24 protein-coding genes and 1 tRNA gene are annotated in these 24,253 nt (G+C 61.5%); 14 read left to right on the forward strand and 11 right to left on the reverse strand.

Annotated elements, in window-relative coordinates:
• Window positions 1-36 precede the first annotated feature (36 nt).
• Entirely contained in the window at window positions 37-1,551 is a 1,515-nt protein-coding gene (locus ACIQ2A_RS03980; RefSeq protein WP_398476000.1) for an acyl-CoA synthetase, read from the forward strand.
• A gap of 98 nt (window positions 1,552-1,649) precedes the next feature.
• On the opposite strand, the gene ACIQ2A_RS03985 is transcribed toward ACIQ2A_RS03980, so the two are convergent.
• The gene (locus ACIQ2A_RS03985; RefSeq protein WP_398476172.1) at window positions 1,650-3,134 is read right to left on the reverse strand and encodes an aldehyde dehydrogenase family protein; all 1,485 of its coding nucleotides are present in this window, start codon (window positions 3,132-3,134) and stop codon (window positions 1,650-1,652) included.
• 267 nt (window positions 3,135-3,401) lie between these two features.
• Here ACIQ2A_RS03985 and ACIQ2A_RS03990 point away from each other — a divergent pair, with 267 nt between their 5' ends.
• From ACIQ2A_RS03990 to ACIQ2A_RS04000, 3 genes are all read left to right on the forward strand, one after another.
• Complete coding sequence (locus ACIQ2A_RS03990) at window positions 3,402-4,253, forward strand: SDR family NAD(P)-dependent oxidoreductase (RefSeq protein WP_398476002.1); 852 nt, start codon at window positions 3,402-3,404, stop codon at window positions 4,251-4,253.
• A gap of 19 nt (window positions 4,254-4,272) precedes the next feature.
• A complete protein-coding gene (locus tag ACIQ2A_RS03995; protein ID WP_398476005.1) occupies window positions 4,273-5,253 on the forward strand; it encodes an aldo/keto reductase in 981 nt (326 codons plus the stop codon).
• A 299-nt stretch (window positions 5,254-5,552) separates the two neighbouring features.
• Window positions 5,553-5,735 carry a hypothetical protein gene (locus ACIQ2A_RS04000; protein ID WP_398476007.1) on the forward strand — a complete coding sequence of 61 codons (183 nt, stop codon included), beginning with the start codon at window positions 5,553-5,555 and terminating at the stop codon, window positions 5,733-5,735.
• 6 nt (window positions 5,736-5,741) lie between these two features.
• On the opposite strand, the gene ACIQ2A_RS04005 is transcribed toward ACIQ2A_RS04000, so the two are convergent.
• The 3 genes from ACIQ2A_RS04005 to ACIQ2A_RS04015 form a co-directional block, all read right to left on the reverse strand.
• A complete protein-coding gene (locus ACIQ2A_RS04005; RefSeq protein ID WP_398476009.1) occupies window positions 5,742-7,403 on the reverse strand; it encodes an ATP-binding protein in 1,662 nt (553 codons plus the stop codon).
• Window positions 7,404-7,435: 32 nt separating this feature from the next.
• Complete coding sequence (locus ACIQ2A_RS04010; protein ID WP_398476011.1) at window positions 7,436-10,009, reverse strand: HWE histidine kinase domain-containing protein; 2,574 nt, start codon at window positions 10,007-10,009, stop codon at window positions 7,436-7,438.
• Window positions 10,010-10,166: 157 nt separating this feature from the next.
• Window positions 10,167-10,379, reverse strand: coding sequence for a hypothetical protein (locus ACIQ2A_RS04015; protein ID WP_398476013.1), 213 nt, complete (start codon window positions 10,377-10,379; stop codon window positions 10,167-10,169).
• A 383-nt stretch (window positions 10,380-10,762) separates the two neighbouring features.
• Between ACIQ2A_RS04015 and ACIQ2A_RS04020 the strand changes: the two genes are divergently transcribed.
• Entirely contained in the window at window positions 10,763-11,464 is a 702-nt protein-coding gene (locus ACIQ2A_RS04020) for a Crp/Fnr family transcriptional regulator (protein ID WP_398476015.1), read from the forward strand.
• A gap of 128 nt (window positions 11,465-11,592) precedes the next feature.
• On the opposite strand, the gene ACIQ2A_RS04025 is transcribed toward ACIQ2A_RS04020, so the two are convergent.
• On the reverse strand, window positions 11,593-11,724 hold the full coding sequence (locus ACIQ2A_RS04025) for a hypothetical protein (protein WP_398476017.1): 132 nt from the start codon (window positions 11,722-11,724) through the stop codon (window positions 11,593-11,595).
• Between the two features lie 48 nt (window positions 11,725-11,772).
• Here ACIQ2A_RS04025 and ACIQ2A_RS04030 point away from each other — a divergent pair, with 48 nt between their 5' ends.
• A complete protein-coding gene (locus tag ACIQ2A_RS04030) occupies window positions 11,773-12,042 on the forward strand; it encodes a DUF6894 family protein (RefSeq protein ID WP_398476019.1) in 270 nt (89 codons plus the stop codon).
• 27 nt (window positions 12,043-12,069) lie between these two features.
• On the opposite strand, the gene ACIQ2A_RS04035 is transcribed toward ACIQ2A_RS04030, so the two are convergent.
• Window positions 12,070-12,357 (reverse strand): hypothetical protein, encoded by a 288-nt coding sequence (locus tag ACIQ2A_RS04035; protein WP_398476021.1) that lies wholly within the window; start codon window positions 12,355-12,357, stop codon window positions 12,070-12,072.
• Window positions 12,358-13,132: 775 nt separating this feature from the next.
• Here ACIQ2A_RS04035 and ACIQ2A_RS04040 point away from each other — a divergent pair.
• On the forward strand, window positions 13,133-13,333 hold the full coding sequence (locus ACIQ2A_RS04040; protein ID WP_398476023.1) for a hypothetical protein: 201 nt from the start codon (window positions 13,133-13,135) through the stop codon (window positions 13,331-13,333).
• A gap of 70 nt (window positions 13,334-13,403) precedes the next feature.
• On the opposite strand, the gene ACIQ2A_RS04045 is transcribed toward ACIQ2A_RS04040, so the two are convergent.
• The 4 genes from ACIQ2A_RS04045 to ACIQ2A_RS04060 all read right to left on the reverse strand — a co-directional run bounded on the left by ACIQ2A_RS04045 (window position 13,404) and on the right by ACIQ2A_RS04060 (window position 15,866).
• Window positions 13,404-13,529 carry a hypothetical protein gene (locus ACIQ2A_RS04045; protein ID WP_398476025.1) on the reverse strand — a complete coding sequence of 42 codons (126 nt, stop codon included), beginning with the start codon at window positions 13,527-13,529 and terminating at the stop codon, window positions 13,404-13,406.
• Between the two features lie 151 nt (window positions 13,530-13,680).
• Window positions 13,681-13,755, reverse strand: a tRNA-Val gene (locus tag ACIQ2A_RS04050).
• 165 nt (window positions 13,756-13,920) lie between these two features.
• Complete coding sequence (locus ACIQ2A_RS04055; RefSeq protein WP_398476028.1) at window positions 13,921-15,180, reverse strand: hypothetical protein; 1,260 nt, start codon at window positions 15,178-15,180, stop codon at window positions 13,921-13,923.
• A 107-nt stretch (window positions 15,181-15,287) separates the two neighbouring features.
• Window positions 15,288-15,866 carry a DUF1134 domain-containing protein gene (locus ACIQ2A_RS04060; protein WP_398476030.1) on the reverse strand — a complete coding sequence of 193 codons (579 nt, stop codon included), beginning with the start codon at window positions 15,864-15,866 and terminating at the stop codon, window positions 15,288-15,290.
• A 113-nt stretch (window positions 15,867-15,979) separates the two neighbouring features.
• Between ACIQ2A_RS04060 and ACIQ2A_RS04065 the strand changes: the two genes are divergently transcribed.
• Window positions 15,980-16,468, forward strand: coding sequence for a YHS domain-containing (seleno)protein (locus tag ACIQ2A_RS04065; RefSeq protein ID WP_398476032.1), 489 nt, complete (start codon window positions 15,980-15,982; stop codon window positions 16,466-16,468).
• Here the strand turns inward: ACIQ2A_RS04065 and cysQ are convergent.
• On the reverse strand, window positions 16,465-17,295 hold the full coding sequence (gene cysQ, locus ACIQ2A_RS04070) for a 3'(2'),5'-bisphosphate nucleotidase CysQ (protein ID WP_398476034.1): 831 nt from the start codon (window positions 17,293-17,295) through the stop codon (window positions 16,465-16,467). The two genes, ACIQ2A_RS04065 and cysQ, sit on opposite strands and share 4 nt — an antisense overlap.
• Window positions 17,296-17,449: 154 nt before the next feature.
• On the opposite strand from cysQ, the gene chpT reads away from it, so the two are divergent.
• The 6 genes from chpT to ACIQ2A_RS04100 all read left to right on the forward strand — a co-directional run bounded on the left by chpT (window position 17,450) and on the right by ACIQ2A_RS04100 (window position 24,166).
• Entirely contained in the window at window positions 17,450-18,097 is a 648-nt protein-coding gene (chpT, locus tag ACIQ2A_RS04075) for a histidine phosphotransferase ChpT (protein ID WP_398476036.1), read from the forward strand.
• A gap of 208 nt (window positions 18,098-18,305) precedes the next feature.
• The gene (locus ACIQ2A_RS04080) at window positions 18,306-21,038 is read left to right on the forward strand and encodes a chemotaxis protein CheW (protein WP_398476039.1); all 2,733 of its coding nucleotides are present in this window, start codon (window positions 18,306-18,308) and stop codon (window positions 21,036-21,038) included.
• A gap of 11 nt (window positions 21,039-21,049) precedes the next feature.
• The gene (locus ACIQ2A_RS04085; protein ID WP_398476041.1) at window positions 21,050-21,526 is read left to right on the forward strand and encodes a chemotaxis protein CheW; all 477 of its coding nucleotides are present in this window, start codon (window positions 21,050-21,052) and stop codon (window positions 21,524-21,526) included.
• Window positions 21,527-21,649: 123 nt separating this feature from the next.
• Window positions 21,650-22,015 (forward strand): PleD family two-component system response regulator, encoded by a 366-nt coding sequence (locus tag ACIQ2A_RS04090; protein ID WP_398476043.1) that lies wholly within the window; start codon window positions 21,650-21,652, stop codon window positions 22,013-22,015.
• A gap of 100 nt (window positions 22,016-22,115) precedes the next feature.
• Window positions 22,116-23,291, forward strand: coding sequence for a chemotaxis response regulator protein-glutamate methylesterase (locus ACIQ2A_RS04095; RefSeq protein ID WP_398476044.1), 1,176 nt, complete (start codon window positions 22,116-22,118; stop codon window positions 23,289-23,291).
• Window positions 23,288-24,166 carry a CheR family methyltransferase gene (locus ACIQ2A_RS04100; protein WP_398476046.1) on the forward strand — a complete coding sequence of 293 codons (879 nt, stop codon included), beginning with the start codon at window positions 23,288-23,290 and terminating at the stop codon, window positions 24,164-24,166. The genes ACIQ2A_RS04095 and ACIQ2A_RS04100 overlap by 4 nt, the downstream gene beginning before the upstream one ends.
• The last annotated feature ends 87 nt before the right edge of the window (window positions 24,167-24,253 follow it).

The raw sequence follows: 24,253 nt of genomic DNA on the forward strand, positions 1-24,253 counted from the left end.
AAGGCAGCGGCAAGAAGATCAATATGAGGGTGGATCATGATCATCAGCGGCGACCGCAGCATCAGCTATCCCGATATTATGCAGCGCATCGCCAAAGCGGCGACCGGTTTCAAGGCACTCGGTGCCGGCGAGGCTACGCCTGTCGCAATGATGCTGCGCAACGATTTCGCGCTGTTCGAGACTGCCTTCGGCGCCGGCGCCATCGGCGCGCGGATCGTTCCCATCAACTGGCATCTGAAAGGCGAAGAGGTCGGCTACATCCTCGCCGATAGCGGGGCCAAGCTGCTCGTTTGCCATGCGGACCTGCTGCCACAGATCGCTGATGGGTTGTCGAAGGATCTCCCGGTCCTGATCGTGCGCACGCCGCCCGAGATTGCTGCTGCTTATGGCGTGGCGGAGGCGGCGACGGATGTCCCTGCTGGCGCGACCGACTTCGACCTATGGCGCGAGCAGCAGGTGCCGATGGACAATCCGCCCAAGCGCGCGCTGACCATGTTCTACACATCCGGCACCACCGGCCGCCCGAAAGGCGTCAAGCGCGGGACCATGACGCCGGAGCAGGCCGCAGCATCCGAGCGCGTCGGCGCCATCGCGTATGGCCTCAAACCGGACAACCAGATCGTACTCATGAACGGGCCGATGTATCACTCGGCGCCAAGCTCCTATGGCTTGATGGCCTTCCGCCATGGCAGCACTATCGTGCTGGAGCCGCGCTTCGATCCGGAAGACTTGTTGCAGCTGGTCGAACAACATCGCGTCACCAATATGCATATGGTGCCGACGATGTTCGTGCGCCTGCTGCGGCTGCCGGACGATGTGAAGTCCCGCTACGATCTGTCCTCATTACGCAATGTCATCCATGGCGCGGCGCCATGCCCGGTGCATGTGAAGCAGGCGATGATCAAATGGTGGGGGCTGGTGATCAATGAGTATCTCGGCTCCACGGAGACCGGCGTGCCGATCTGGCATTCGTCGGAGGAAGCGCTGAAGAAGCCCGGCACCGTCGGCCGCACCATCGACGGCGGTGTGGTGCGGATCTATCGTCCGGACGGCACGCAATGCGATGTGGGCGAGCCCGGCGAGATCTATATGCGCCAGACCTCCGTGCCGGATTTCGACTATCAGGGGCGGCCGGAAGCGCGTGCCGAGGCTGGTCGCGACGGGCTCATCAGCGTCGGCGATGTCGGCTATCTCGATGAAGATGGCTATCTCTTCATGTGCGACCGCAAACGCGACATGGTGATCTCCGGCGGCGTCAATATCTATCCGGCCGAAATCGAGAGCACGCTGATCGGGATGGATGGAATCCGCGATTGCGCGGTGTTCGGCGTGCCGGATGATGAATTCGGCGAGCGTTTGGTCGGGTGTGTCGAGATCGAGGATGGCTTGACGATTTCCTCGGCGGATATCCAGGCCTATCTGAAGCAGCGCCTGGCGAATTTCAAAGTGCCGAAGGAAATCCACTTCCACGACGCGTTGCCGCGGGAATCCACGGGCAAGATTTTCAAGCGCAAGCTGCGCGACCAGTATGCGGCGAAGGCAGCTGCGTAGACGGTAGGGTGGGCAAAGGCACGCTCGCGCCGTGTCCTGCCTACAGAAAAAGGGCGCGAGGCTGATTGCCTCGCGCCCTTTGTTTCAGGCCGATCGGATCAGGTGTTGATCCAGACCGACTTGATGTTGAGATATTCATCCACGTGATGAACGCCGGACTCGCGGCCATAGCCGCTCATCTTGTAGCCGCCGAATGGCACGGCCGGGTCCATCGCCTGATAGCAATTGATCCACACCGAGCCCGCCTGCAGGGATTTTGCGAGGCGATGCGCCTTGCTGACATCCTTGGTCCAGACGCCGCTGCCGAGGCCGAACATCGTGTTGTTCGCGCGTGTCACAAGGTCGTCCATGTCTTCGAAGGCAATAGCCGAAATCACCGGTCCGAAGATCTCTTCCTGTGCGATCTTCATGCCGTCCTGCACGTCGGCGAACACCGTCGGCTGCACGAAGAAGCCCTTGGCCAGATCGCCGTCGGTGAGAAGGCCACCACCAGCCAGTGCTTTGGCGCCTTCGCCAGCACCAGTGGTCAGATAGCCACTGACGCGGTCGAATTGCTCCTTCGACACCAGCGGCCCGAGTTGGATCGAGGGATCGACGCCGTTGCCGACCTTCAGCGTCTTGGCGAATTCGGCGACCTTGCCGACAAATTCGTTGTAGATCTTCTTCTCGACGAAGAGCCGGGTGCCGGCGCTGCAGATCTGGCCGGAATTGGCGAACACCGCCATCGCTGCGCCCGGGACTGCGGCGTCGAGGTCGGCATCGGCAAACACGATGTTCGGCGACTTGCCGCCGAGTTCCAGCGACACGCGCTTGAGGTTACCGGCCGAGGCGCGGATGATCGACTGGCCGGTGAAGTGCGAACCGGTGAAGGCGACCTTATTGACGTCCTGATGCGAGGCGAGTGCAGCGCCGGCAGTCTCGCCATAGCCTGGGACGACATTGATGACACCAGCCGGGAAGCCGGCTTCGAGCGCGAGCTCACCGAGGCGCAGCGAGGTCAGGGGCGCTTCTTCAGCGGGCTTCAGCACCACGGTGCAGCCGGTCGCGATCGCGGGGCCGATCTTCCAGACGCTGGCGCTCAGCGGCGAATTCCACGGAATGATCGCACCGACGACGCCGACCGGCTCCTTTAGCGTGTAGGAGAAGATCTGGCCGGGCAGTGAGTTCTCGATGGTCTCGCCATAGATCAGCGTGGCCTGTCCGGCATAGAAGCGCAGCATGCCGATGATGCGCTGCTTGCCTGCGAATGTGCGGCTGACCGGCGCGCCCATGTCGAGCGTGTCGAGCAGTGCGAGTTCATCGAAGTGCTTTTCGACGAGGTCGGCAAATTTCAGCAGTAGCGCCTGGCGCTCGAATGGCTTGGCCTTGCTCCACGGGCCTTCGAAGGCGCGGCGTGCGGCGGCAACGGCGAGATCGATATCCTTGGCATCCCCTTCGGCGACGGTGGCGAGCAGTGCACCGGTAGCGGGATTATGCGTCTCGAACTTCTTGCCCGACTGCGCATCGACCCATTTGCCGTCGATCAGCATCTGCTTGTAGGAGCCGTTCGCATAGGGGTGCGAGGTGGCGGAGATTGGCTGCATCAAGCCCATGATGATCCTCCCGGAGCTTTTAAATTTTCTGCCGTTGTGGCGCGCGGAATATATCGTTTCCGCCCGATGGGTAAAGCTGGGGAACACCGGATGCACTGCATAGGAGGTCTACGCACGCAATTCATGACGGTGAATTCTCTCGCGGTGACGTGACACCGGATCGCACCACCCTATGTTATAGGATTAACCTGCTCCGATCGCGCGATCGGTGGCGATCCCTCTTAGACGATTTCCAATCCTGCATCCCTGGAGTGTGTCATGCCTCACGCCGCATTGTCCGCCGGCTCTGTCGCCGTCATCACTGGAGGGGCGTCGGGCATCGGCCTTGCTGCTGCACTGCAATTCGCGGGCTTTGGGCTGCGCATCTGTATCGCCGATCTCGGCGAGGATCGTCTCGCCGATGCAGCCGCGAAAATCATCGCGGTAGCGAAGGGCGGACGTGACGATGTGATGACGGCTGATGTCGATGTCAGCGATCTCGCCGCGATGTCAAAACTGGCGGCCGATGTCCGGCAGCGCTTCGGCGGTTGCGATGTGCTCATGAACAACGCAGGCATCCAGGTCTCGACGTCGGCACTCGGTCCGCGCGATAACTGGGAGCGATTGATCGGCGTCAATCTGTGGGGCGTCGTCAATGGCTGCCAGGCCTTTGCGGCGAACATGATCGCCAGCATGAAGCCGGGCCTGATCATCAATACCGGCTCCAAGCAGGGCATCACCACACCGCCTGGCAATCCCGCCTATAACGTCTCCAAGGCCGGCGTGAAGGCGTATACGGAAGCACTGGCGCATGAGCTGCGCAATACCGAGGGCTGCCAGGTCACCGCGCATCTGTTGATTCCGGGCTTCGTCTTTACCGGCCTGACCGCCGGTGATCGCAAGGAGAAGCCGGCTGCAGCGTGGACGCCGGAGGAGACCGTCGCATTCATGATGCAAAGCATCGAGGCCGGCGACTTCTACATCCTTTGCCCGGACAATGACGTGCCGCGCGCGCTCGACGAGCGGCGCATGTTGTGGGCGATCGGCGATGTCGTCGAGAACCGTCCGGCGCTGTCGCGTTGGCATCCCGATTATGCGGATGCTTTTGCCGAATTCGTGAAAACCAAATAATCAAACAGGGAGTGAACGCGTGGATTACGTCAAATTCGGAAATACCGGTCTCGAAGTGTCACGTCTGTGTCTGGGTTGCATGACCTATGGCATCTCCGATCGCGGGTCGCATGCCTGGACTCTGGACGAAGACAATAGCCGGCCGTTGATCAAGCAAGCCATCGAACTCGGCATCAATTTCTTCGACACCGCAAATGTCTATTCCGACGGCACGTCGGAAGAGATCGTTGGCCGTGCGCTGAAGGATTTTGCCAGGCGCGACGACGTGGTCATCGCCACCAAGGTCTTCAATCGCATGCGTCCGGGGCCGAACGGCGCTGGCTTGTCGCGCAAGGCGATCATGACCGAGATCGATCACAGCCTGCGCCGCCTCGGGACCGACTATGTCGATCTCTATCAGATCCATCGCCTCGACAAGAAAACGCCCATCGAAGAGACGATGGAAGCGCTGCATGATGTCGTGAAGGCGGGGAAGGCGCGCTATATCGGCGCCTCCAGCATGTATGCGTGGCAGTTCGCCAAGGCGGTCTATACGTCGCGGCTGAATGGCTGGACGCAATTCATCAGCATGCAGAACCACGTCAATCTGCTCAACCGCGAGGAAGAGCGCGAGATGCTGCCGTTCTGCGCCGATCAGGGTATTGCCGTGATGCCATGGAGCCCGCTCGCCCGCGGCCGCCTGACCCGCGCCTGGGACGAGACCAGCGAGCGACAGAATACCGACGAATTCGGCAAGGGGCTCTATGTCCAGGCCGAGGAGGCCGACCGCAAGATCGTCGAGCAGGTCGCCGCCGTCGCAAAGTCGCGCGGCGTCCCGCAGGCCCAGGTCGCCATGGCGTGGCTGCTGCAAAAGCCGGGCATTACGTCGCCGATCATCGGGGCGTCCAAGCCGGGGCATCTGACCGATGCGGTGGCGGCGCTGTCGCTCAAATTGACGAAGGACGAGATCGCTGCGCTGGAGACGCCTTACGTTCCGCACGCGGTTGCTGGCTTCGGCTAGCAAAAATATTTACCTCCGTGCCATCGGCGCCGGCGCGGAGGTATCAAATTAGTGCATTGCAATGGTGGCGCTAAATCTCTGGTGGATATCGATTATTGCGACAACTGGGGCCGCGCGCCGGTCTCGGCGCGCTTGGGCGATCGCAGAAAGTCGGCTGTGGATTCTGTGACGCCGGAAAGAGGCCCTTAACCGGTAATCATGCACGTTAGCGATGCCGCCTAGGACTCCAGTATTAATTAATATTGATGCAAGACCTCCCCGATAATTGAAGCCATCTGAAAGTTTGGCAGGAGATTTTTGTGACCCAACTCGATTCCGAAATCGATGACCTCGTTGCCGCCTGCCACGGTGATACCCGCGGTGTTGTGGGCGCGCTCATCATGGTCAACCGTCAGCTGGAGACCGAACTGGCCGACTTGAAGGCGCAGCTCGTGGCCGCACGCGCCGCCGAAGCGCCGGTTGCCCACGCCGTCCTGCACTGATCGCTTTTAGCCCCGACTATCCTGCTGATCGCTGAGCAGCAGGCGGCTGACCCGCCGGATGAGATCGTCCACCGCAAAAGGCTTGGTCAGCACTTCCATACCGTGTTCGATATGGCCGTGATTGAGTACGGCATTCTCCGCATAACCCGTGATGAACAAGACTTGCAGGTTAGGTCGTAGCCGCCGCGCGGCTTCGGCAATCTGACGTCCATTCATGCCGCCGGGCAGCCCGACATCGGTGATCAGCAGATCGATCGACGCGTCCGATTGCAGGAACTTCAGACCGGACGGCCCGTCGCCGGCTTCGAGGCACGCATGGCCGAGGTCCGATAGCGCATCCGTCACCAGCATCCGTACCGTTGGCTCGTCATCGATCACCAGCACGGTCTTGCCAGAGCCAGTCTCGATCCGTTCGGCATTCAACGTCTCGCTGGCGACATCCTCCTCGCCATGGAAGCGCGGGAGATAGATGCAGACCATCGTGCCCTGGCCGACTTCCGAATAGATCCGCACATAGCCGTGGCTCTGCCGCGCGAAGCCATAGACCATCGACAGGCCGAGACCTGTACCCTGGCCGATCGGCTTGGTCGTGAAGAACGGGTCGAACACCCGCTCGATATTGACTTTCTCAATGCCGATGCCGGTGTCGCTCACGCAGACGCTGATATATTGCCCGGCATCGATCCCGCGTTCGCGCGCATTGCGGTCGTCCAGCCAGCGATTACCGGTCTCGATGGTGATCTTGCCGCCGTCGGGCATCGCGTCGCGGGCATTGATACAGAGATTGAGCAGCGCGTTTTCGAGCTGGTTGGCATCGACCAGCGTGGTCCACAGGCTGGCCGCGCCGATGGTCTCCACCTCGATCGCCGGGCCGACGGTGCGGCGGACGAGTTCAGCAAAGTCCGGCAGCAGACGATTGACCACCAGTGGCCGCGGGCTCAGGGTCTGCTGGCGCGAGAAGGCGAGCAGGCGATGGGTCAGCGCTGCCGCGCGGCGCGCCGCGCCTTGTCCGGCGGACAGATATTTCTCGACATCGCCGTGCCGGCCCTGGGCGAGCCGTGCATGAATCATCTCGAAGGCACCTGAGATGCCGGCGAGCAGATTGTTGAAGTCATGGGCGAGGCCACCGGTGAGCTGGCCGACGGCTTCCATCTTCTGTGCCTGCCGCAGCGCGCCTTCCACTTTCTCGCGCTCGGATAGCGCCTCGGCGATGCGCGTCTCCAGCGTCTCCTGAAGATGTTTCTGTGCTGCCTCGATGCGGACTCGATCGGTGATGTCCTTGAACAGGACTGCGACCTGACGGTCCTCGAAATTGCCGATGCGGAATGAGCTGACTTCGAGGTGGCGGCCGGTCGCGACCAGCTCGCGTTGAAAGCGGATGACGTTGCCGGTGTGCAGCACGCCGCCATAGAGCTCCACCCAGCCATCAGCCTCGTCGCCAACCATCTGGCGGAGTTTCTGGCCGACGACATTTGGGATGCCGGTGTGCCGCGCGTAAGCCGCATTGGCCTCGATATGGATATAGTCGCTCAGCGGGCCGTGCGGGCCGTCGAAGAATTCGATGATGCAGAAGCCTTCATCCATGGCTTCAAACAGCAGGCGATAGCGATCGCGCGCTTCGGCAGCGGTTGCTTGGCCGGTATTGTCGTCCTGATCGGCAATACTCATCGTGGGAGTTTCTTAGAAGGTCAGGTGGGCCATCACATCTCGCCGTCGATGCCGAGCAATTCAGCGATCCCGCGGGCGAGATTTTCCATCGTATAGGGCTTTTGTACAACGATCCGGGAGCGATGATCCATCGGCAGTTTGGCCTGCTCGCCATAGCCGCTGGCGAACAGGAACGGGACGTTCATTTCCAGCAACCGGTCGGCGATACCAAAGCTGTTCTGATCGCCCAGATTGATGTCAAGAATGGCGATCGCCGGAGTCATTTGCCCGAGATTGTCGAGCGCGGCTTCGACCGTCGAGGATGTCGCGACCGTCTCGGCGCCAAGCCGGCTGATGATATCCTCGGCGTCGAGCGCAATGATCAGGCTGTCTTCCACCAGCATGACGGTCTTGTCCATCAGCAGGTTTGGCACCGGTTTCGGAGCGTGGCCATGGGTCGGGCGCATCAGCTTGATCGCCGGGCCGGCATGGTTTTTGGGCTCCGAGACATGGCGCGCCGGAATGTTGAAGCGGGCGCTGAAGCCGCTCTCTTCATATTTCGCCTCCGCGGTGCCGCCGAGATCGTAAGGCACCGAGCGTTCGATGATCGTCGTGCCAAAGCCCTTGCGCGTCGGAGCCTTCACGACGGGGCCACCGGATTCTTTCCACGTCAGAACGAGATCGCGATTGCGTTCGCGATGCCAGTCGATATTTACGTGACCATCCGTCGTAGACAGGCTGCCGTATTTCGTGGAGTTGGTAACAAGCTCATGGACGACCAATGCCATGGTGGAATAGGCCGACGGGTTCAGGAGCGTTGGTGGACCGCTCGCAATGATCGCTTCAGGTCGGTCGGCAAAGGCGGCTGCTTCCGCATCGATCAGCGCCTGCAGCGGCGCGGGGCCCCAGTGATCATCGGTGATCTGATTATGCGCGCGTGCGAGAGCGTGAATGCGGCCATCGACGACCTTCACGAATTGCTTCACTGCGTCTTCATCGGGTTGCGATTGCCGGATCAAGCCGCGGATGACGCCGAGGATGTTGCGGACGCGATGATTGAGTTCGGCAATCAACAGCTCCTGTCGCGCACTCGCCTGGTGGCGTTCCGCTGCGGCTTCGTCGGCAAGGCGTAGCACAACCTCGATCAGCGTCGCGCGTAGCGTTTCAGCAACGCGGATCTCCGATGTCGTGAATGGCCGCGAGCGTCCTTCGACCAGCTCCTTCCATTCTGCAAAGGACTCACGTGGCGTCAGACGCGGACCGTTGGGGCCATATTCGACAGGCTTGTGCGGATCGCCGGCCCAGCGCACCGAGCGGATCAATTCGGATCGAAACAGCACCACGTAATCGCGCGGCGAGCGCGAGATCGGGATCGCCAGCATGCCGGCGACCTCTGACGAATATTCTTTGGCGCCGTCCACAAGCGAGGAAATGCAGTCGGTGGCGAATACCTTTCCTGCTGCGGTGCCATTGAGTGCACGCACGATGCGGCGGAAGCCGTCGGTCGGTGGCGTGACGCCGGAAAAAGCGTAGCTGCCATTGATCCAGACGGCCACGCCTTCGGCCGGAATGGCATGGGTCAGAATGTCCGCAAGCCAGTCGGGATCCTTCAGCAGCGTCTCATCGGATGCGACTGCGCCGAGCAACTGATCGGAGATGTCACGTGCCCGCCGCTCATATTCGATCGCTTCGCGGCGCTCGCGGCTCTCGAGACGCATCGCAAACATCTGTGCGAAGAGCTCGGCAACTGCGCGTTTCTGGAACGCCGGACAGCGCGCCGAATAATGGTGGCAGGCGAACAGACCCCACAATTCGCCATCGACCACGATCGAGATCGACAGCGAGGCGCCGACGCCCATGTTCTTGAGATATTCGATGTGGATCGGTGATACCGAGCGCAGCACCGATAGCGACAGATCAAGCGGGCGATTGTCTTCATCAAGAGCCGGTACCACCGGCACGGGCTTTGCGTTTACATCGGTAATGATGCGCAGCAGATTGCGCTTGTACAGCGCGCGCGCCTGCTGCGGGATGTCGCTGGCGGGATAATGCAAGCCCTTGAACGTACCGATGCCGGAGCGGCACGCTTCGCCGACGACTTCGCCTGAACCTTCTGGGTCGAATTTGTAGACCATCACCCGGTCATAGCCGTGCAACCCGCGGATCTGGCGCGCGCCTTCGCGGAAGAAGGCGGTCATGTCCGGCGCCTGATCGAGGCGACTGACCATGGATCGCACCATGGCGGTCGTATCGCCGGGATTTCCGGCCGCGGGCTCGGCTTCGATGACGATCTGTCCGCCCGACATATGCAGCGCGACGTCGAATGGTGCGGCTCCTTTAACCAACTCACAGCCAAACACGCGCTCGACGGCGTCCGCTCCGCGCAGCAGCGCGACGCGATTGCGCAGATCGTGAATGGCGATGGAAGGCAGGAAGTCGGCAAGGGGGTGGCCGATCATCTCCTCATGCGAGCGCGTGATGAAATCCCGAACATTTTCGGACGCGCGAGCGACGATCCAGTCGAAACTGACTGCGATAAGAAAGCCGATCGGCTGGATAGCGCCGAGAATATGGATGGGTTCGCGATCGCAATTGGTGAGATCGACCTTGAAATCGTGTCTGTTCACTCGGGCCTGTTATCTGATGCCAGAAACTGAGACTCTAAACCGGCTCAAACGCCAGAACGGGCGAAAGGTTCCATGGCGGGCAGGGCGCTGAGGCCGCAGGACGTCAGAGCGGTTTGCCGTTCGATCTCTGTCAGGCCGTGTGGCGATCGGGGGCGGCTTACTTTTCGTGGATGTTGATGGCGCGCAGCCCTGCTTTGGTCTCGCGGACACCCGGAAAACGACGGCCGAGCTGGCGGGCCATTTTCTGCACGGAAGCCGTATTGCGGTTCAGGGCGCCCGCGGCGCGAATCAGGGACGATCCTTGTTCGGCGAGTGCGATCAGGCGGCTGATGTCCTCATCGGTCCATTTACGTGTGATGGGGCGAGCCATGGTCCTTCCTTGCGGTGTCTTTGCCGGGAACGTTAGGACATGCGCGCTCCAGCGTCGGTCCGCTAGCTGACACAAGATAGCAGTGTGAATAGCGGCGCAGTGCGGCGACCCGATTGCTCCGCGATCTCACCTTGAAGATGTGGAATGGCACCTCCTGGTGACGTTTGCGACTGGTTGCCGCACAGCACAGGCCAATCCGCCGTCAACGCGTGGAACGCAACGCTCCCTGACGGATTTTGAATCGGTAGTGTCGGGTACCGGACCGACATGGTCGGAACGGACAAGTATCCGTTGTTCCAGCTGAAGGACGGGGGACGAGAATGGTCAGTGCTCCCAACGGGTAATTCGACTGCGCTCCCTTCGGTCTGCTTACGGGAGCAATTATGAGACAGCACGATAACAGCCTCCTATCGCGTATGGAGACTGCGATATATGAGGAGCTGGCCAAGCATGCTGTCGTGGTCGAGCTGTCTCAGGGCGATGTGCTTGCCGAGGCGCACGATACCATCGAGAAAGTGTATTTCCCCCACGCAGGCATCATCTCTTGCGTGGTCGAGCTTGCCGGCGGCGGTGCCATCGAGACCGGCATGATTGGCCGCGATGGTCAGTTCGGCGCGGGCCTTGCGCTCGACGACAAGATCTCGCTCAATCATGTTGCGGTGCAGGTCGGTGGCCCGGCCTCGAGCTTCGATGCCAAGTTCATCGTCCATCTGGCGGAGAAGCATCCGGCCTTTCGCCGGATGATGATGTCCTACGAACATTTCCATCTGGCGCAGGTGCAGCAGACAGCTGCGTGCAATGCAGTGCATTCGGTGCAGGCGCGAACCTGCAAATGGCTGCTGCGCATGCGCGAGCTCGCTGGAGACGAACTCACCGTCACCCAGCAGTTCCTTGCGCAAATGATGGGCGTGCGGCGCACCAGCGTCACGGGCGTCGCCATCGAACTGCAGAAGGCCGGCATGATCTCCCATAGCCGCGGCCGTATTCAGATATTGGACGTCGAGAAGATCCGGCGCTGGGCCTGTGAATGCCATGAAGACGTGCGCCACCACTACGATCGTCTTTTTCCGCCGAATGTCGGCTAGCGGACCGACGGATATTGATGAGCTGCTAGACTGTGATCTGGTTCAATGCGCGAGCAACGATCATGGACCGGAGAACGATTTGCGAAGCGCAGGCTGCGATCTGCCGAGAGCAGGCAGATCGTGATGATTCAGATCGCGCATTCTGGCTGGCGGAAGCGCGGCGGTGGCAGGAACTGGCGGGTGAGCATGTGCGCGCCGCCGTGAGCGTCGGACGTATCGATCGCGCCATGGATGCGCAGATGCGGGATCGTGTAGGCCAAATGCGAGACGCCCGCCCTTTGCAGCGAAACTAGTTACCCACAAGTAGCTTGTCCCTCATCGAAAGAGCGGCAGCCATGGCAAAATACTTTCTCCATCTCGTCGATGGCGACGATGTGATTTGTGATGCGGAGGGCAGTGATCTTCCGGGCATCGCGGCTGCGCGTGAGCAGGCGTTACTTTCGGCGCGCGAAATTCTGGCCGAAGCCATCAAGCTTGGTCAGCAGCGTATTCCGCGCTTTGTTGTCGCCGTCTCGGAAGGTGGAAACGAAGTGGCTGTGATCGATGTGAAAGCGATCCTGCCGTCAAGCTTGAAGTAGCGAAGACTTTCGCAAACCTGCGCGCAGCTAGAGCGGGGCATACGACTCTGTAACCGCACGAATGCGCTGCATGGCCTGCTGGTAATAGGCTTCGCGCTCGATTTCGAGGAAACGTTGCCTGTTGCGAAATGCCTCGAGGCGCGATCGCATTTCCTGGCGCAGGTCAGTCTCCGTGGCGTAGCGCGGCACTCGGGAAGCAGCCGTCGCCGTAGCGAATGTTGACGGACTGGCAGTCTCGGCGGGCTGCTCCGCAAGGCGCTGGACGAAAGCCAGCGTATCGGCAACCAGACGCTCCTGCTCGTTCTGCACAGTCATATTCCCCACTCCGAATCTCGCGATCAATGTGAGAAGAGTGGGCAATCATGGGTAACGAAACCTCACTGAACATGCGTCGCGGAGTGATGACCTCATCAGATTTCGTGTTTGTGCGAACTGCGGATGCAGGCGAGTGGCGAAAACGCAAATTGATTGACGTAACGCAAGTCTCTTTCAAGCATGGCCGCGCATAGTATCCGTGGCTCGGACCACGGCACGTTGATTGGCGCTGTCAGGCTGTCCGCGGAAGGAGGATGCGATGCCCAGGCATTTCGGTTTGAAGCAATCATCGGCAATCGCGCAGTCGGTCTTACCGGCAATGTCACACATTGCGCTGGACTTGCGCGTATCGAAGGATCTTTCTTTGGATGGTCCTCGGGTACCAGAGTGCTCTGCATCGCGACTGGACCTGCCGTCCTCGCCGACGAGCTGGCGGGGATCGTCTCGCCGACAGTCGATCTCCCTCGATTGAAGATCGGCGTGACGCAAGATTTCGCTGCGGCGTGTGTAAAGGTGCAAAGCCCTTCCTCCAGACAGATGAAAGCCCCGTCGGGGGAACGGGGCTTCCAGTCTGGGGATTTGTGGGCGCTTGGGGGACCACCCACGCTCAGTAGACGCGCGGCTGCCGGAAAGGTTCAGCCCTGCGACGAAAAAGCTTCTCTGGCTGAGCGGTGGTGTCATTCAACTCTCGCCTGACGATGATTCCGGTCTCTGAAGCGATCCGCGAACTCGCAGCGCGATGAACCTTGGCGGCGAGCCGCAAGACCATTGGATCATGGCCAATCTGTTCGCAGACGTTCTGATCTCGATCATTCGCGTCGTGATATGGCGTTGGGCCAGTGTGCTCGTAATCAAGCTACTCACCTGGCTCGATACGAAGATCCCAGGGCGTCGGATGAAGTTCGCGATCGGCGGCGCGCTTGGGCTCGCGGCTTTCATCCTGGTGCCGGTGTTGGCCGGTCTGTTCGGGCTTTGAAGCTGACGTCCCGCGCTCTCCGTTCGCATATAGACCGCCGCGCCAGGACAAGCCCAGCGCGGCGTTTGGGCTATTTCTTCTTCACGGCGGAGATGTTCAGAACTCCCGTGGTGGAGGCGTTGGCAGCGATTTCCTTCGGCTTCACCTTCTTCGGCCTCTTGGTCTCACGATTGCCGCGCTGCTCACCCTTAGGCATGGCTTGGTCCTCCGGCCCGGAAACGGGCCAGTGATGACGCTAGCACGGTGGCTCGGAAATCCGGCACGGCTTGATGACGCGTTGGCTCCGGCCCTCAAGCGCGACGCGCTGACGCCAGAGCGACCAATTGATTGTTTTCGGATGACTTGAATGGTGGGCGCACAAGGGATCGAACCTTGGACCTCTCCCGTGTGAAGGGAACGCTCTCCCGCTGAGCTATGCGCCCGGACGTCGCGGCGGGTCCAGAACGGGTCCGGAAACCAAAAGGCCGGGCGGGAGCCCGGCGATGCGTGACGTCAGTGGCGCGATTTAGGGAATTGGGGGTGGGGGTGTCAAGCACGCCCTGCCGGTTGCGACCACATTGTTGCACTGACGGGTAAAACGGGCCGGTTCAGCCCGGCTGGCGGGCCCGCGACGCGTGGGATTGCAGCGCCCGGATACGGTCGGCGAGGGTGCTGTTGGGGGCAAAGCCGGCGTCATTGGCCGGGCGCGGCTGGCTGGCAGCGGGATCGGCGGCCAGAATGGCCTCGATCGGCGAATTCGGCCCTTCCAGCGCCATGGCCATTTTGGCGACTTCGGCGGCAATGTCATTGATGCGCTCGCGCAGAAGGGCGTTTTCCATGCGCTCGGTGGCCCAGGCGCTCTCGGCCTGCTGATGGATGGTGTTAAGGTCGCGCTGCAGCTTGCTGCGCTCCTCGCGGGCAAGACGGAGTTCTTCCTCCGCGCCGGCTTTCTCCGCGCGAAGCTGCTCGACCAGCGGCGAGGACTTGCCGCCGGCATTGGCGGCGATCTCGACGCGCAGGTTGCGCGCCATCTGCTCGGTCGCCTCATGGGCTTGGCGCAGCTGCGCATTCTCGAAGTCGCGCTCGGCGAGCAGTTTGGTCTGTTCCAGCAATTGGGTCTCGAGCTGATCGACCCGGTTGCCGAGCAGCTCCGCTTCATGCACCTGGATCGCCAGCTGCTGATCGAGATCGGTGACGCGGTGATTGAGGCTCTCGACGCGGGCGCGCGCTTCGGCGAGGTCGCGCGTGGCAGACACGGACTCGCCGCGCTGCAGTTCGAGCTTGTGCTGGGTCGAGGTGAAATCCTGCTCGGCGAGGCCGAGGCGGCTGCGCAGCTCCTCCACCTGCGTACGCACGGTCACCAGCTCGACCTGGCGGCCCTCGGCCGTCTGGGTGCGATCATTGAGTTCGGCCGTGATTCGCGCGAGCTCGGCCTGCTTGTCGGTCAGCGCGCGATCGGCAGCGGCCAGCGCATCGGTCTTGGCGGCGAATTCGGTTTCGGTGGTGGCGAGTTTCTGCTTCACCGCGGTCTCGCGGTTTTCCAGATCGAAGATCGCAGCGGTCTTTTCGGTCAGCTCGACCTTCATCCGGTTGATGGCGTCGGTTTTCTTGCCGAGTTCGGCGAGCTGGTTGGTGGTCTTGCCCTTGAGCTGCTCGACGCTCATTTCCAGCCGCCGCGCCGACATGGCGAATTCGGCGCGCAGCTGGTCCTTGTCGGCTTGAATTTCCGCCATCGACAGTGGCGTTGCGGCTTCCAGGCGGCGGGTGGTGAGGCGCACGGCGCGGTTATGGACCAGCGGCATGATCAGTAGGCTGCACAAGATCGCGGCCAGAAAACCGATCGCCAGATACATGATCGGCTCTACCATGACATGCTCCCACGCGCTGAAAAGTCGCGGTTAACATGCCATGCGCGCGCAGGCAAAGACAGCGTAACGCTTCGTTAACCTTGATGCGCCGGCCCGTTCTGACGAAATCAGAAAGGGTTCCAGGTCGCTGACGGCGTGAATTTGAGATAGCCGATATTGGCGCCGAGGCGGAGCCCCAGGCCGGAGCGGATCGGCACCAGAACGATATTGTTGGCGGTCAGCGCCGTCATGCCGAAGCCGCCGACAATATAGGCGGAGCCATCGATGCCGCCGAAGCGCTGATAGATCGCCTGGGTCGCTGGCAGGTTATAAACCAGCGTCATGGTGCGCGCGCCGTCGCCGCCCCAGTCGAAGCCGAGCGAGGGGCCCTGCCAGTAGACGCGCAGATCGCCGGCATTCTTGGTGTAGAGCGTGCCTTCGCCATAGCGCAGGCCGGCGACGATGGCGCCGGAGCCTTCCTCGCCCAGGATGTAGCCGTTTGGCAGGCCCCATTGGCTGACGGCCTTTTCGATCACCGAAGCGAGGCCGCGCGACACATTGCCGAAGAAGCGGTGGCCGGCGCCAACCAGCTCTTCCGAGCGGTAGGTGTCGGGCGCCTCGCGGCCCCTCTGCTGGGCTAAGGCCGGTGTGGCGGCGAGTGTGATCGCGGCAAGCGCGAGCGCTGCCAAGCGTGATGCGAAGGTCATGAAAAGAACCCCTGGTATTCAATCTGAAGACCGCAGGCTTAACCTGATGCTGAGAAGCACCACGTTTAATCCGCGGTCAGTGTCCCCGAGTCTCCATAATATCGGTATGAACTATGACGGCACAACGGCGGGATTGGTGTGAGTTTGGCCGCGGAATTGCCTTGATCTGGCTGATTTCGAGCCTTTGCACCCCGATATGGGCCGGAACCAATGAGCGCGTGGTCACCGATCGCTACACCGGTCTGGCAATTGGCGGTTTCGATCCCGTCGCCTATTTCACCGAATCGAACGCGCTGGCAGGTCTGCCGGATTATGAACTGACCGAAGATGGCGCCGTCTGGCGGTTCCGCAACGAAGGTAATCGTGCGGAATTCGCCAAGCATCCCGAAGTCTATGGGCCGCAATTCGGTGGCTATGATCCCGTGGATATGGCGCGGGGCGTGACGATTGCGGGCAATCCGCGGTTCTGGCTGGTGGCCGGTCAGCGGCTCTATCTGTTCGGCCGCGAAGACACCCGCGCGGCTTTTGCCGCTGCGCCTGACAAATTCCTGCCGGTGGCGCGCAAACAGTGGCCGATCCTGCAGGAAACGCTGGCGCGTTAAGCCTGCGCTCCCCGCTCGCCCCAGGCGATGAATTCCGGGACGATGAAATCCTCACGCCGGCCGCCGAAATGCAGCGGCTGGCCGTGGCTGTCCGCCACATGGCCACCGGCAGCGACAACCACCGCATGGCCTGCCGCCACGTCCCATTCGCAGGTGGGGGACAGGCGCGGATAGATGTCGGCCTGGCCCTCGGCCACCCTACAGAATTTCAGCGCCGAGCCAAATTCCTGACGCACTGCACCCGGCCGGCTGGCAATGAAGGCCTCGCTGCGGATATCGCCATGGGAGCGGCTGACCGCAGCGACCCAGGGCTGGCCCGTGGCAGGCATACGGCGTGCCCTGATGGCTGCCACTTTGCCGATAGAGAGGTCCGGCTTGATCTCCAGCCTTTCGGCGCCGCGCCCCACCAGGCCGCGCCAGATCAGCCCGAGCGCGGGAGCGCCGACAATGCCGAGCAGCGGCGCGCCATCGACGATCAGCGCGATATTGACGGTGAATTCCTGCCGCCCTGCGACGAACTCCTTGGTGCCGTCGAGGGGGTCGATCAGGAACAGTGCACCGGCATAAGGCGGCTGGGCGAGATGCAGCCGCTCCTCGGACAGCGTGGGGATGCCCGGAAACAACCGTGTCAGGCCCTCACAAATCACGCGGTCCGCAGCGAGGTCCGCCTGCGTCACCGGTGAGCCGTCGGACTTGTCATCCACTGTCATCGCGCTGCGGTTCACGGCGAGAATGGCGGCGCCAGCCTGTGCTGCGAGGTGTGTCAGCGGCTCCAGCAATGCGGCTGCACTGTCGATGTCCAGATGCGGAAGCGAATCGGCGGTCATGGCAAGCTTTCGTGTCTCGCTCGTAATTTTGGCTGTTTCCTCGCCCATTAAGGGCACAGGCCCGGCGGTGGCCGGCCTGATCTGTGCAGTGTATCAAACCAAAGAGCAAATGTTTGATTCGCCGTTCATTCGTGCGGCTTCAGGAGCCTACCTCATGTCTGATGCATCTACGCCCGGTCCGGCACCCGACGCACTCGAACTCGCAGCCCTGCTGTCGTCACGCGTCTGTCACGATCTGATCAGCCCGGTCGGCGCCATCGTCAACGGGCTCGAAGTGCTCGATGACAATCCCAAGCCCGAGGACAAGGAATTCGCGCTCGACCTCATCCGCAAGAGCGCAAAGACGGCCTCGGCGCGTCTGCAGTTCTGCCGTCTCGCTTTCGGTGCGGCCGGTTCGGCCGGTGCGGTGATCGACCTTGGCGATGCGCAGAACATGGCGCGCGGTCACCTGGAAGATAACAAGACCAAGATCGAGTGGAATCTGCCGCGCCTGCTGCTGCCGAAGAACAAGGTGAAGCTGCTGCTCAACATGCTGATCATTGCACAGCAGACGATTCCGCGCGGCGGCTTGCTCAAGGTCGATCCGATCGGCGAAGGCGAACCCACGGGCTTCCGTATCACCGCGACCGGTATGAATGCGCGCCTGCCGCAGAACATCGTCGACATGCTCACCGCCGAGCAGGTCGGCAATATCGATGCCCATGCTGTGCAGCCGTATTATACGCGCCTGCTCGCGCAAGGGACTGCACTGAAAATCACGATGGTGCTGGAGAACGAGGCGGCCGTGGTGACCGCGGCCTGATGACGCGGCGGCGCTGCTAACTTAACGAACTCTTTACGGGCTGCCCATTGAGGCGGCCCGTTTTCGTTGTTGCGGTTTGGTTCGAGCGGTGTCGTTCGGTCTTTCTCGGAATGCTCAACTAATATTAAACGCTTTGCGGCGAGAGTAGCACTACTTCGATAAGGGTCACGCGACGGCGCGGGCTCCGATTGTGTGAAGGCCTACTTTCATGGATGATCTCCTCCGCGAGTTTTTGACGGAAACCAACGAGAGCCTGGACACGGTTGATAATCAGCTGGTCCGCTTCGAACAGGATCCGAATAACGCGAAAATTCTCGATAATATTTTTCGTCTTGTTCATACGATTAAAGGTACTTGCGGCTTCCTCGGCCTGCCTCGTTTGGAGGCGCTGGCTCATGCCGCCGAAACGCTCATGGGTAAATTCCGCGATGGGATGCCCGTGACGGGAGAGGCGGTAACGCTGATCCTGACCACCATCGATCGCATCAAAGACATCCTCGGCCAGCTCGAGGCGACAGAGGCAGAACCGGAGGGGGTCGATGAAGACCTCATCGGCGAGCTTCATCACATGGTCGAAAAGGGCATGGAAGCGATGAACAACCCGGCTTCCGAACAGGCTGCGCCTGCACCCGTTGCCGACGCGCCGCTGGTTGTACAGGCCCTGGAGCGCGAACTGCGTCCGGGCGAAGTCTCGCTCGACGAACTGGAGCGCGCCTTCCAGGAAACCGAAACCGAACTCCATCCGGTCGTGGCCGCTCCGCCGGTGGCGCCAGCGCCAGCACCTGTGGTGGCAGCGGCTCCGGTGGCTGAGGTGAAGCCTGTCGCCAAGCCGGCAGCTGCGCCCGCCGCCAAGAAGAAGACCGCCGTCGAGGTCGATCATCCGGAAGGTGCCGACAAGGTCGCCAACCAGTCGATCCGCGTCAATGTCGATACGCTCGAACATCTGATGACCATGGTCTCGGAGCTGGTGCTGACCCGCAACCAGCTGCTCGAAATTTCGCGTCGTCACGAAGATACCGAATTCAAGGTGCCGCTGCAGCGTCTGTCCACGGTGACGGCCGAATTGCAGGACGGCGTCATGAAGACGCGCATGCAGCCGATCGGCAATGCCTGGCAGAAGCTGCCGCGCATCGTCCGCGATCTCGCCGGTGAACTCGGCAAGCAGATCGAACTCGAAATGCACGGCGCCGACACCGAACTCGATCGCCAGGTGCTCGACCTCATCAAGGATCCGCTGACGCATATGGTGCGTAACTCGGCGGATCACGGTCTCGAGACCCCGGCCGAGCGCGCTGCCGAAGGCAAGCCGGAGCAGGGCACGATCCGTCTGTCCGCCTATCATGAAGGCGGCCACATCCTGATCTGTATCGCCGACAACGGCCGCGGTCTCAACACCGAGCGGATCAAGGCGAAAGCGATCTCGAACGGTCTTGCGACCGAAGCCGACATCGAAAAGATGACGGAAGCGCAGATCCACAAGTTCATCTTCGCGCCGGGCTTCTCGACCGCTGCCGCTGTCACCAGCGTGTCGGGTCGCGGCGTCGGCATGGACGTGGTGCGTACCAATATCGATCAGATCGGCGGTACTATCGACATCAAGTCGGTGGCCGGCGAGGGCTCCAGCGTCACCATCAAGATCCCGCTGACGCTCGCTATCGTGTCTGCACTGATCGTTGAAGCCGGTGGCGATCGCTTTGCGATCCCGCAGCTCGCAGTGGTCGAGCTGGTGCGTGCGCGCGCCAACTCCGAACATCGCATCGAGCGCATCAAGGACACTCCGGTGCTCCGCCTGCGCAACAAGCTGCTGCCGCTCATGCATCTGAAGAAGCTCCTGCATATCGATGACGGTTCGTCGGCCGATCCGGAGAACGGCTTCATTGTCGTCACGCAAGTCGGCAACCAGACCTTCGGTATCGTCGTGGACGGCGTCTTCCACACCGAAGAAATCGTCGTCAAGCCGATGTCCACGAAGCTGCGCCACATCAACATGTTCTCGGGCAACACCATTCTCGGTGACGGCGCCGTGATCATGATCGTCGATCCGAACGGTATCGCGCAGGAACTCGGCGCGCAGGCGTCGAACATGGGCGAGATCGCCGACGAGAACGCCGCGGCCCGCGCTCTGGGTGCCGAGCAGCTGACCTCGCTGCTGGTGTTCCGCGCCGGCTCGTCGCAGCCGAAGGCGGTGCCGCTCGGCCTCGTCACCCGTCTCGAAGAGATCGGCGTCGACAAGGTCGAACTGTCGAACGGCCGCTACATGGTCCAGTATCGCGATCAGCTGATGCCGCTGGTGCAGATGGAGAACGTCACCGTTCGCACATCCGGCACCCAGCCGATCCTGGTCTTCGCCGACGACGGTCGCTCCATGGGCCTCGTGGTCGATGAGATCGTCGATATCGTCGAAGAGCGCCTGCATATCGAAGTAGCTTCGGGCCGCGAAGGCATCCTCGGCTCTGCCGTGATCAAGGGCCTCGCCACCGAAGTCATCGATGTCGGTCACTTCCTGCCGATGGCTTTCTCGGATTGGTTCTCGCGCAAAGAAATGCGTGTCTCGGCATCGGCACAGTCGGTGCTGTTGGTCGATGACAGTGCCTTCTTCCGCAACATGCTGTCGCCGGTTCTGAAGGCGGCGGGCTACAAGGTCCGCACCGCCACCAATGCTCAGGAAGGTCTCACCGTCCTGCGCTCGGGTCAGGAATTCGATGTCATCCTCACCGATATCGAAATGCCCGACATGAACGGCTTCGAATTCGCCGAGACCATCCGCTCGGATCAGAAATACGGCCAGACGCCGATCATCGCGCTCTCTGCGATGATCTCGCCGGCCGCCATCGAGCGCGGCCGTCAGGCCGGCTTCCACGACTATGTCGCCAAGTTCGATCGGCCCGGCCTGATTGCCGCGCTGAAGGAACAGACGACTGAAGTGCAGCAGGCGGCTTAAGGGGAATCGACATGACCACCACCAACGTGACCCACACCGCCGACGGCGCCGTCACCGAATACGTCACCACCATGATCGGAGGCCAGCTGTTCGGCATGCCGATCTCGCGTGTGCAGGACGTGTTCATGCCCGAGCGCCTGACCCGCGTGCCGCTGGCCTCCAGCGACGTCGCCGGCGTGCTCAATCTGCGCGGCCGCATCGTTACTGCGATCGACATGCGCTCGCGTCTTGGCTTGCCGAAGAACACCGATGGCAAGCCGCCGATGGCGGTCGGCGTCGAGCTGCGCGGCGAATCCTACGGTCTGCTGATCGACTCCATCGGCGAAGTGTTGAAGCTTGCCGATGACAGCCGCGAAGTGAACCCCGTCAATCTCGATCCGCGCATGGCGAAGATGGCCGACGGCGTTCATCGCCTCGATGGCCAGCTGATGGTCGTGCTGGACGTTGATCGCGTGCTCGAAATTCCGACTGACAAGCTGGCCGCGTAAAGCATGATCCCGAAAAGCGGCTTCCGGTTTTCGGGGAAAGATCATGCATTAATAAAGATCAGCTATTGGACGATCCTGTCCGCGGAGGAAATGTCCCGTTAGGGACATGAAAGTGAGGCTCACATGAAGACATGTCTGGTTGTCGATGACTCCAGCGTCATCCGCAAGGTTGCTCGACGCATCCTCGAAGGTCTCGAATTCGAGATCACCGAAGCTGAGGACGGCGAGAAGGCGCTGGAAATGTGCAAGCACACGCTTCCCGATGCCGTGCTGCTCGACTGGAATATGCCCGTGATGGACGGCTACGAATTCCTGCGCAATCTGCGCCGGATGCCTGGCGGCGACGTGCCGAAGGTCGTGTTCTGCACCACCGAGAATGACGTCGCGCATATTGCACGCGCGCTGCATGCCGGTGCCAACGAATACATCATGAAGCCGTTCGACAAGGATATCGTCTCTGCGAAGTTCGCCGAAGTCGGCTTGATCTGATTTTTCGCGTCGGTACGGATTCAAGTACCGGCGCGATTCTTTTTAGTTAATGCCTTTATGATGAAGTGCATTTGTTGCGTTAGTTGCGTTTGGTGGGTTGATGAGTGTTGCTGTGATGAGTCCGGCTGCGGCCGAGTCGCGTTATGAGCCATTGCGTGTGATGGTGGTGGATGACTCCGTGGTCATTCGCGGCCTGATCTCGCGATGGATCGATGCTGAGCCGGATATGACGGTGGTCGGCTCGCTCCGAACCGGTCTCGATGCAGTCAACCAGGTCGAGCGCATCAGCCCGGACGTCGCCATCCTCGACATCGAAATGCCCGACCTCGACGGCATCTCCGCGCTGCCGCAGCTGCTGGCGAAGAAGCGCAACCTCGTCGTCATCATGGCATCGACGCTGACGCGCCGGAATGCCGAGATCAGCTTCAAGGCGATGTCGCTCGGCGCCGCCGACTACATTCCGAAGCCCGAAAGCACGCGTGAAATCTCCGCAGCCGATGTGTTCAAGCACGATCTGCTGCAGAAGATCCGCAGTCTCGGTGCGCGCGTTCGCCGCCTGAAGTCCGTGACCAGCCCATCGATCGCCCCGGCAACGCACGCTGCACCGGCTGCGCCCGCCGCGCGTCCCGCGCTGGCGCCTGTCGCTGCTGCTGTGTCGTCGAAAGTGGTGACGCGTCCGTTCAGCCCGAGCATGCCGCGTGCGCTGTTGATCGGTTCATCCACCGGCGGTCCGCAGGCGCTCATGGCGCTGGTCGCCGAGATCGGTTCGGTCATCGATCGCGTGCCGGTGCTGATCACCCAGCACATGCCACCGACCTTCACCACCATTCTCGCCGAACATCTCGCCCGCGCCAGCAAGCGCCCGGCGCATGAGGGCATCGACGGCGAACTCGTCAAACCCGGCACGATCTATCTCGCACCCGGCGGCAAGCATATGCGCGCTGCGAAGCAGGGCGCCAATATCGTCATCGCGCTCGATGACGGCCCGCCCGTGAATTTCTGTAAGCCCGCAGTGGATCCGCTGTTCACCTCGGGTATCGATGTCTGGCAGGGCGGCGTGCTCGCCGTGGTGCTGACCGGCATGGGCTCCGACGGCATGCGCGGCGGCAAGGAAGTCGTCGCTGCCGGGGGCAATGTGATTGCGCAGGATGAAGCCACCAGCGTTGTCTGGGGCATGCCCGGTGCGGCCGCCAATGCCGGCATCTGCTCCGCCATTCTGCCGCTTAATCAGATCGGCGCAAAAATTACCCGCCTGTTTTCTGGAGATCGTTCATGACCCCCGCCGATTACGATTTCCTCCGCAAGTTCCTGAAGGAAAAGTCCGGCCTGGATCTGTCGGCGGACAAGCAATATCTGGTCGAGAGCCGCCTGGTGCCGCTGGCCCGCAAGGCCAATCTCAACGGCATCGATGATCTCGTGCAGAAGATCAAGGGCGGCAATTCACTGCTGGCCGGCGACGTGGTCGAGGCGATGACCACCAACGAGACCTTCTTCTTCCGCGACAAGATGCCGTTCGACCATCTGCGCGACGTGGTGCTGCCGGAGATGATCCAGGCGCGCAGCGCCCGCCGCAGCCTGCGCATCTGGTGCGCCGCTGCCTCAACGGGGCAGGAGCCTTACTCGATCGCCATGGTGATCAAGGAAATGAGCGCACAGCTCTCCGGCTGGCGTATCGAGATCATCGGCACCGACATCTCGCAGCAGGTGCTGGAGAAGTCGAAGGCCGGCATCTACACGCAGTTCGAAGTGCAGCGCGGGCTGCCGATCCAGCTGCTGGTGAAGTATTTCAAGCAGACCGGCGACCTCTGGCAGATCGCGCCCGAACTGCGCGCCATGATTCAGTACAAGCCGCTGAACCTGCTGACCGACTTCTCGCATATGGGCAAGTTCGACATCATCTTCTGCCGCAACGTGCTGATCTATTTCGATCAGGACATGAAGTCGCAGATCTTTGGCCGCCTCGCCAAATGCATGGAGCCCGATGGCTTCCTCGCGCTCGGCGCTGCGGAGACGGTGGTCGGTCTCACCGACGCTTTCAAGCCCCATGCCGACAAGCGCGGCCTGTATCGCCCGACCGCCATGCGCGCCGCGCCGTCGATCGTGCCGTCGATGGCCCCGGTGGGTCTGAAGACGGCGATGCCGGCGCGTTGAGCATGATGCGCTGACCTCTGAGGCTGTCGTCGCCCGGCTTGACCGGGCGATCCAGTAGACACGGTCGGCTGACGTTAATTACTCTGC

This window comes from Tardiphaga sp., from assembly GCF_044336785.1.
Taxonomy (GTDB): domain Bacteria; phylum Pseudomonadota; class Alphaproteobacteria; order Rhizobiales; family Xanthobacteraceae; genus Tardiphaga.

Coding starts and splice junctions, on each gene's coding strand:
- ACIQ2A_RS03980 (WP_398476000.1), top strand. CDS start 37: ATGATCATCAGCGGCGACCGCAGCATCAGCTATCCCGATATTATGCAG.
- ACIQ2A_RS03985 (WP_398476172.1), bottom strand. CDS start 3,134: ATGCAGCCAATCTCCGCCACCTCGCACCCCTATGCGAACGGCTCCTAC.
- ACIQ2A_RS03990 (WP_398476002.1), top strand. CDS start 3,402: ATGCCTCACGCCGCATTGTCCGCCGGCTCTGTCGCCGTCATCACTGGA.
- ACIQ2A_RS04005 (WP_398476009.1), bottom strand. CDS start 7,403: ATGAGTATTGCCGATCAGGACGACAATACCGGCCAAGCAACCGCTGCC.
- ACIQ2A_RS04015 (WP_398476013.1), bottom strand. CDS start 10,379: ATGGCTCGCCCCATCACACGTAAATGGACCGATGAGGACATCAGCCGC.
- ACIQ2A_RS04020 (WP_398476015.1), top strand. CDS start 10,763: ATGAGACAGCACGATAACAGCCTCCTATCGCGTATGGAGACTGCGATA.
- ACIQ2A_RS04035 (WP_398476021.1), bottom strand. CDS start 12,357: ATGACTGTGCAGAACGAGCAGGAGCGTCTGGTTGCCGATACGCTGGCT.
- ACIQ2A_RS04040 (WP_398476023.1), top strand. CDS start 13,133: ATGGCCAATCTGTTCGCAGACGTTCTGATCTCGATCATTCGCGTCGTG.
- ACIQ2A_RS04045 (WP_398476025.1), bottom strand. CDS start 13,529: ATGCCTAAGGGTGAGCAGCGCGGCAATCGTGAGACCAAGAGGCCGAAG.
- ACIQ2A_RS04055 (WP_398476028.1), bottom strand. CDS start 15,180: ATGGTAGAGCCGATCATGTATCTGGCGATCGGTTTTCTGGCCGCGATC.
- ACIQ2A_RS04060 (WP_398476030.1), bottom strand. CDS start 15,866: ATGACCTTCGCATCACGCTTGGCAGCGCTCGCGCTTGCCGCGATCACA.
- ACIQ2A_RS04065 (WP_398476032.1), top strand. CDS start 15,980: ATGACGGCACAACGGCGGGATTGGTGTGAGTTTGGCCGCGGAATTGCC.
- cysQ (WP_398476034.1), bottom strand. CDS start 17,295: ATGACCGCCGATTCGCTTCCGCATCTGGACATCGACAGTGCAGCCGCA.
- chpT (WP_398476036.1), top strand. CDS start 17,450: ATGTCTGATGCATCTACGCCCGGTCCGGCACCCGACGCACTCGAACTC.
- ACIQ2A_RS04080 (WP_398476039.1), top strand. CDS start 18,306: ATGGATGATCTCCTCCGCGAGTTTTTGACGGAAACCAACGAGAGCCTG.
- ACIQ2A_RS04085 (WP_398476041.1), top strand. CDS start 21,050: ATGACCACCACCAACGTGACCCACACCGCCGACGGCGCCGTCACCGAA.
- ACIQ2A_RS04090 (WP_398476043.1), top strand. CDS start 21,650: ATGAAGACATGTCTGGTTGTCGATGACTCCAGCGTCATCCGCAAGGTT.
- ACIQ2A_RS04095 (WP_398476044.1), top strand. CDS start 22,116: ATGAGTGTTGCTGTGATGAGTCCGGCTGCGGCCGAGTCGCGTTATGAG.
- ACIQ2A_RS04100 (WP_398476046.1), top strand. CDS start 23,288: ATGACCCCCGCCGATTACGATTTCCTCCGCAAGTTCCTGAAGGAAAAG.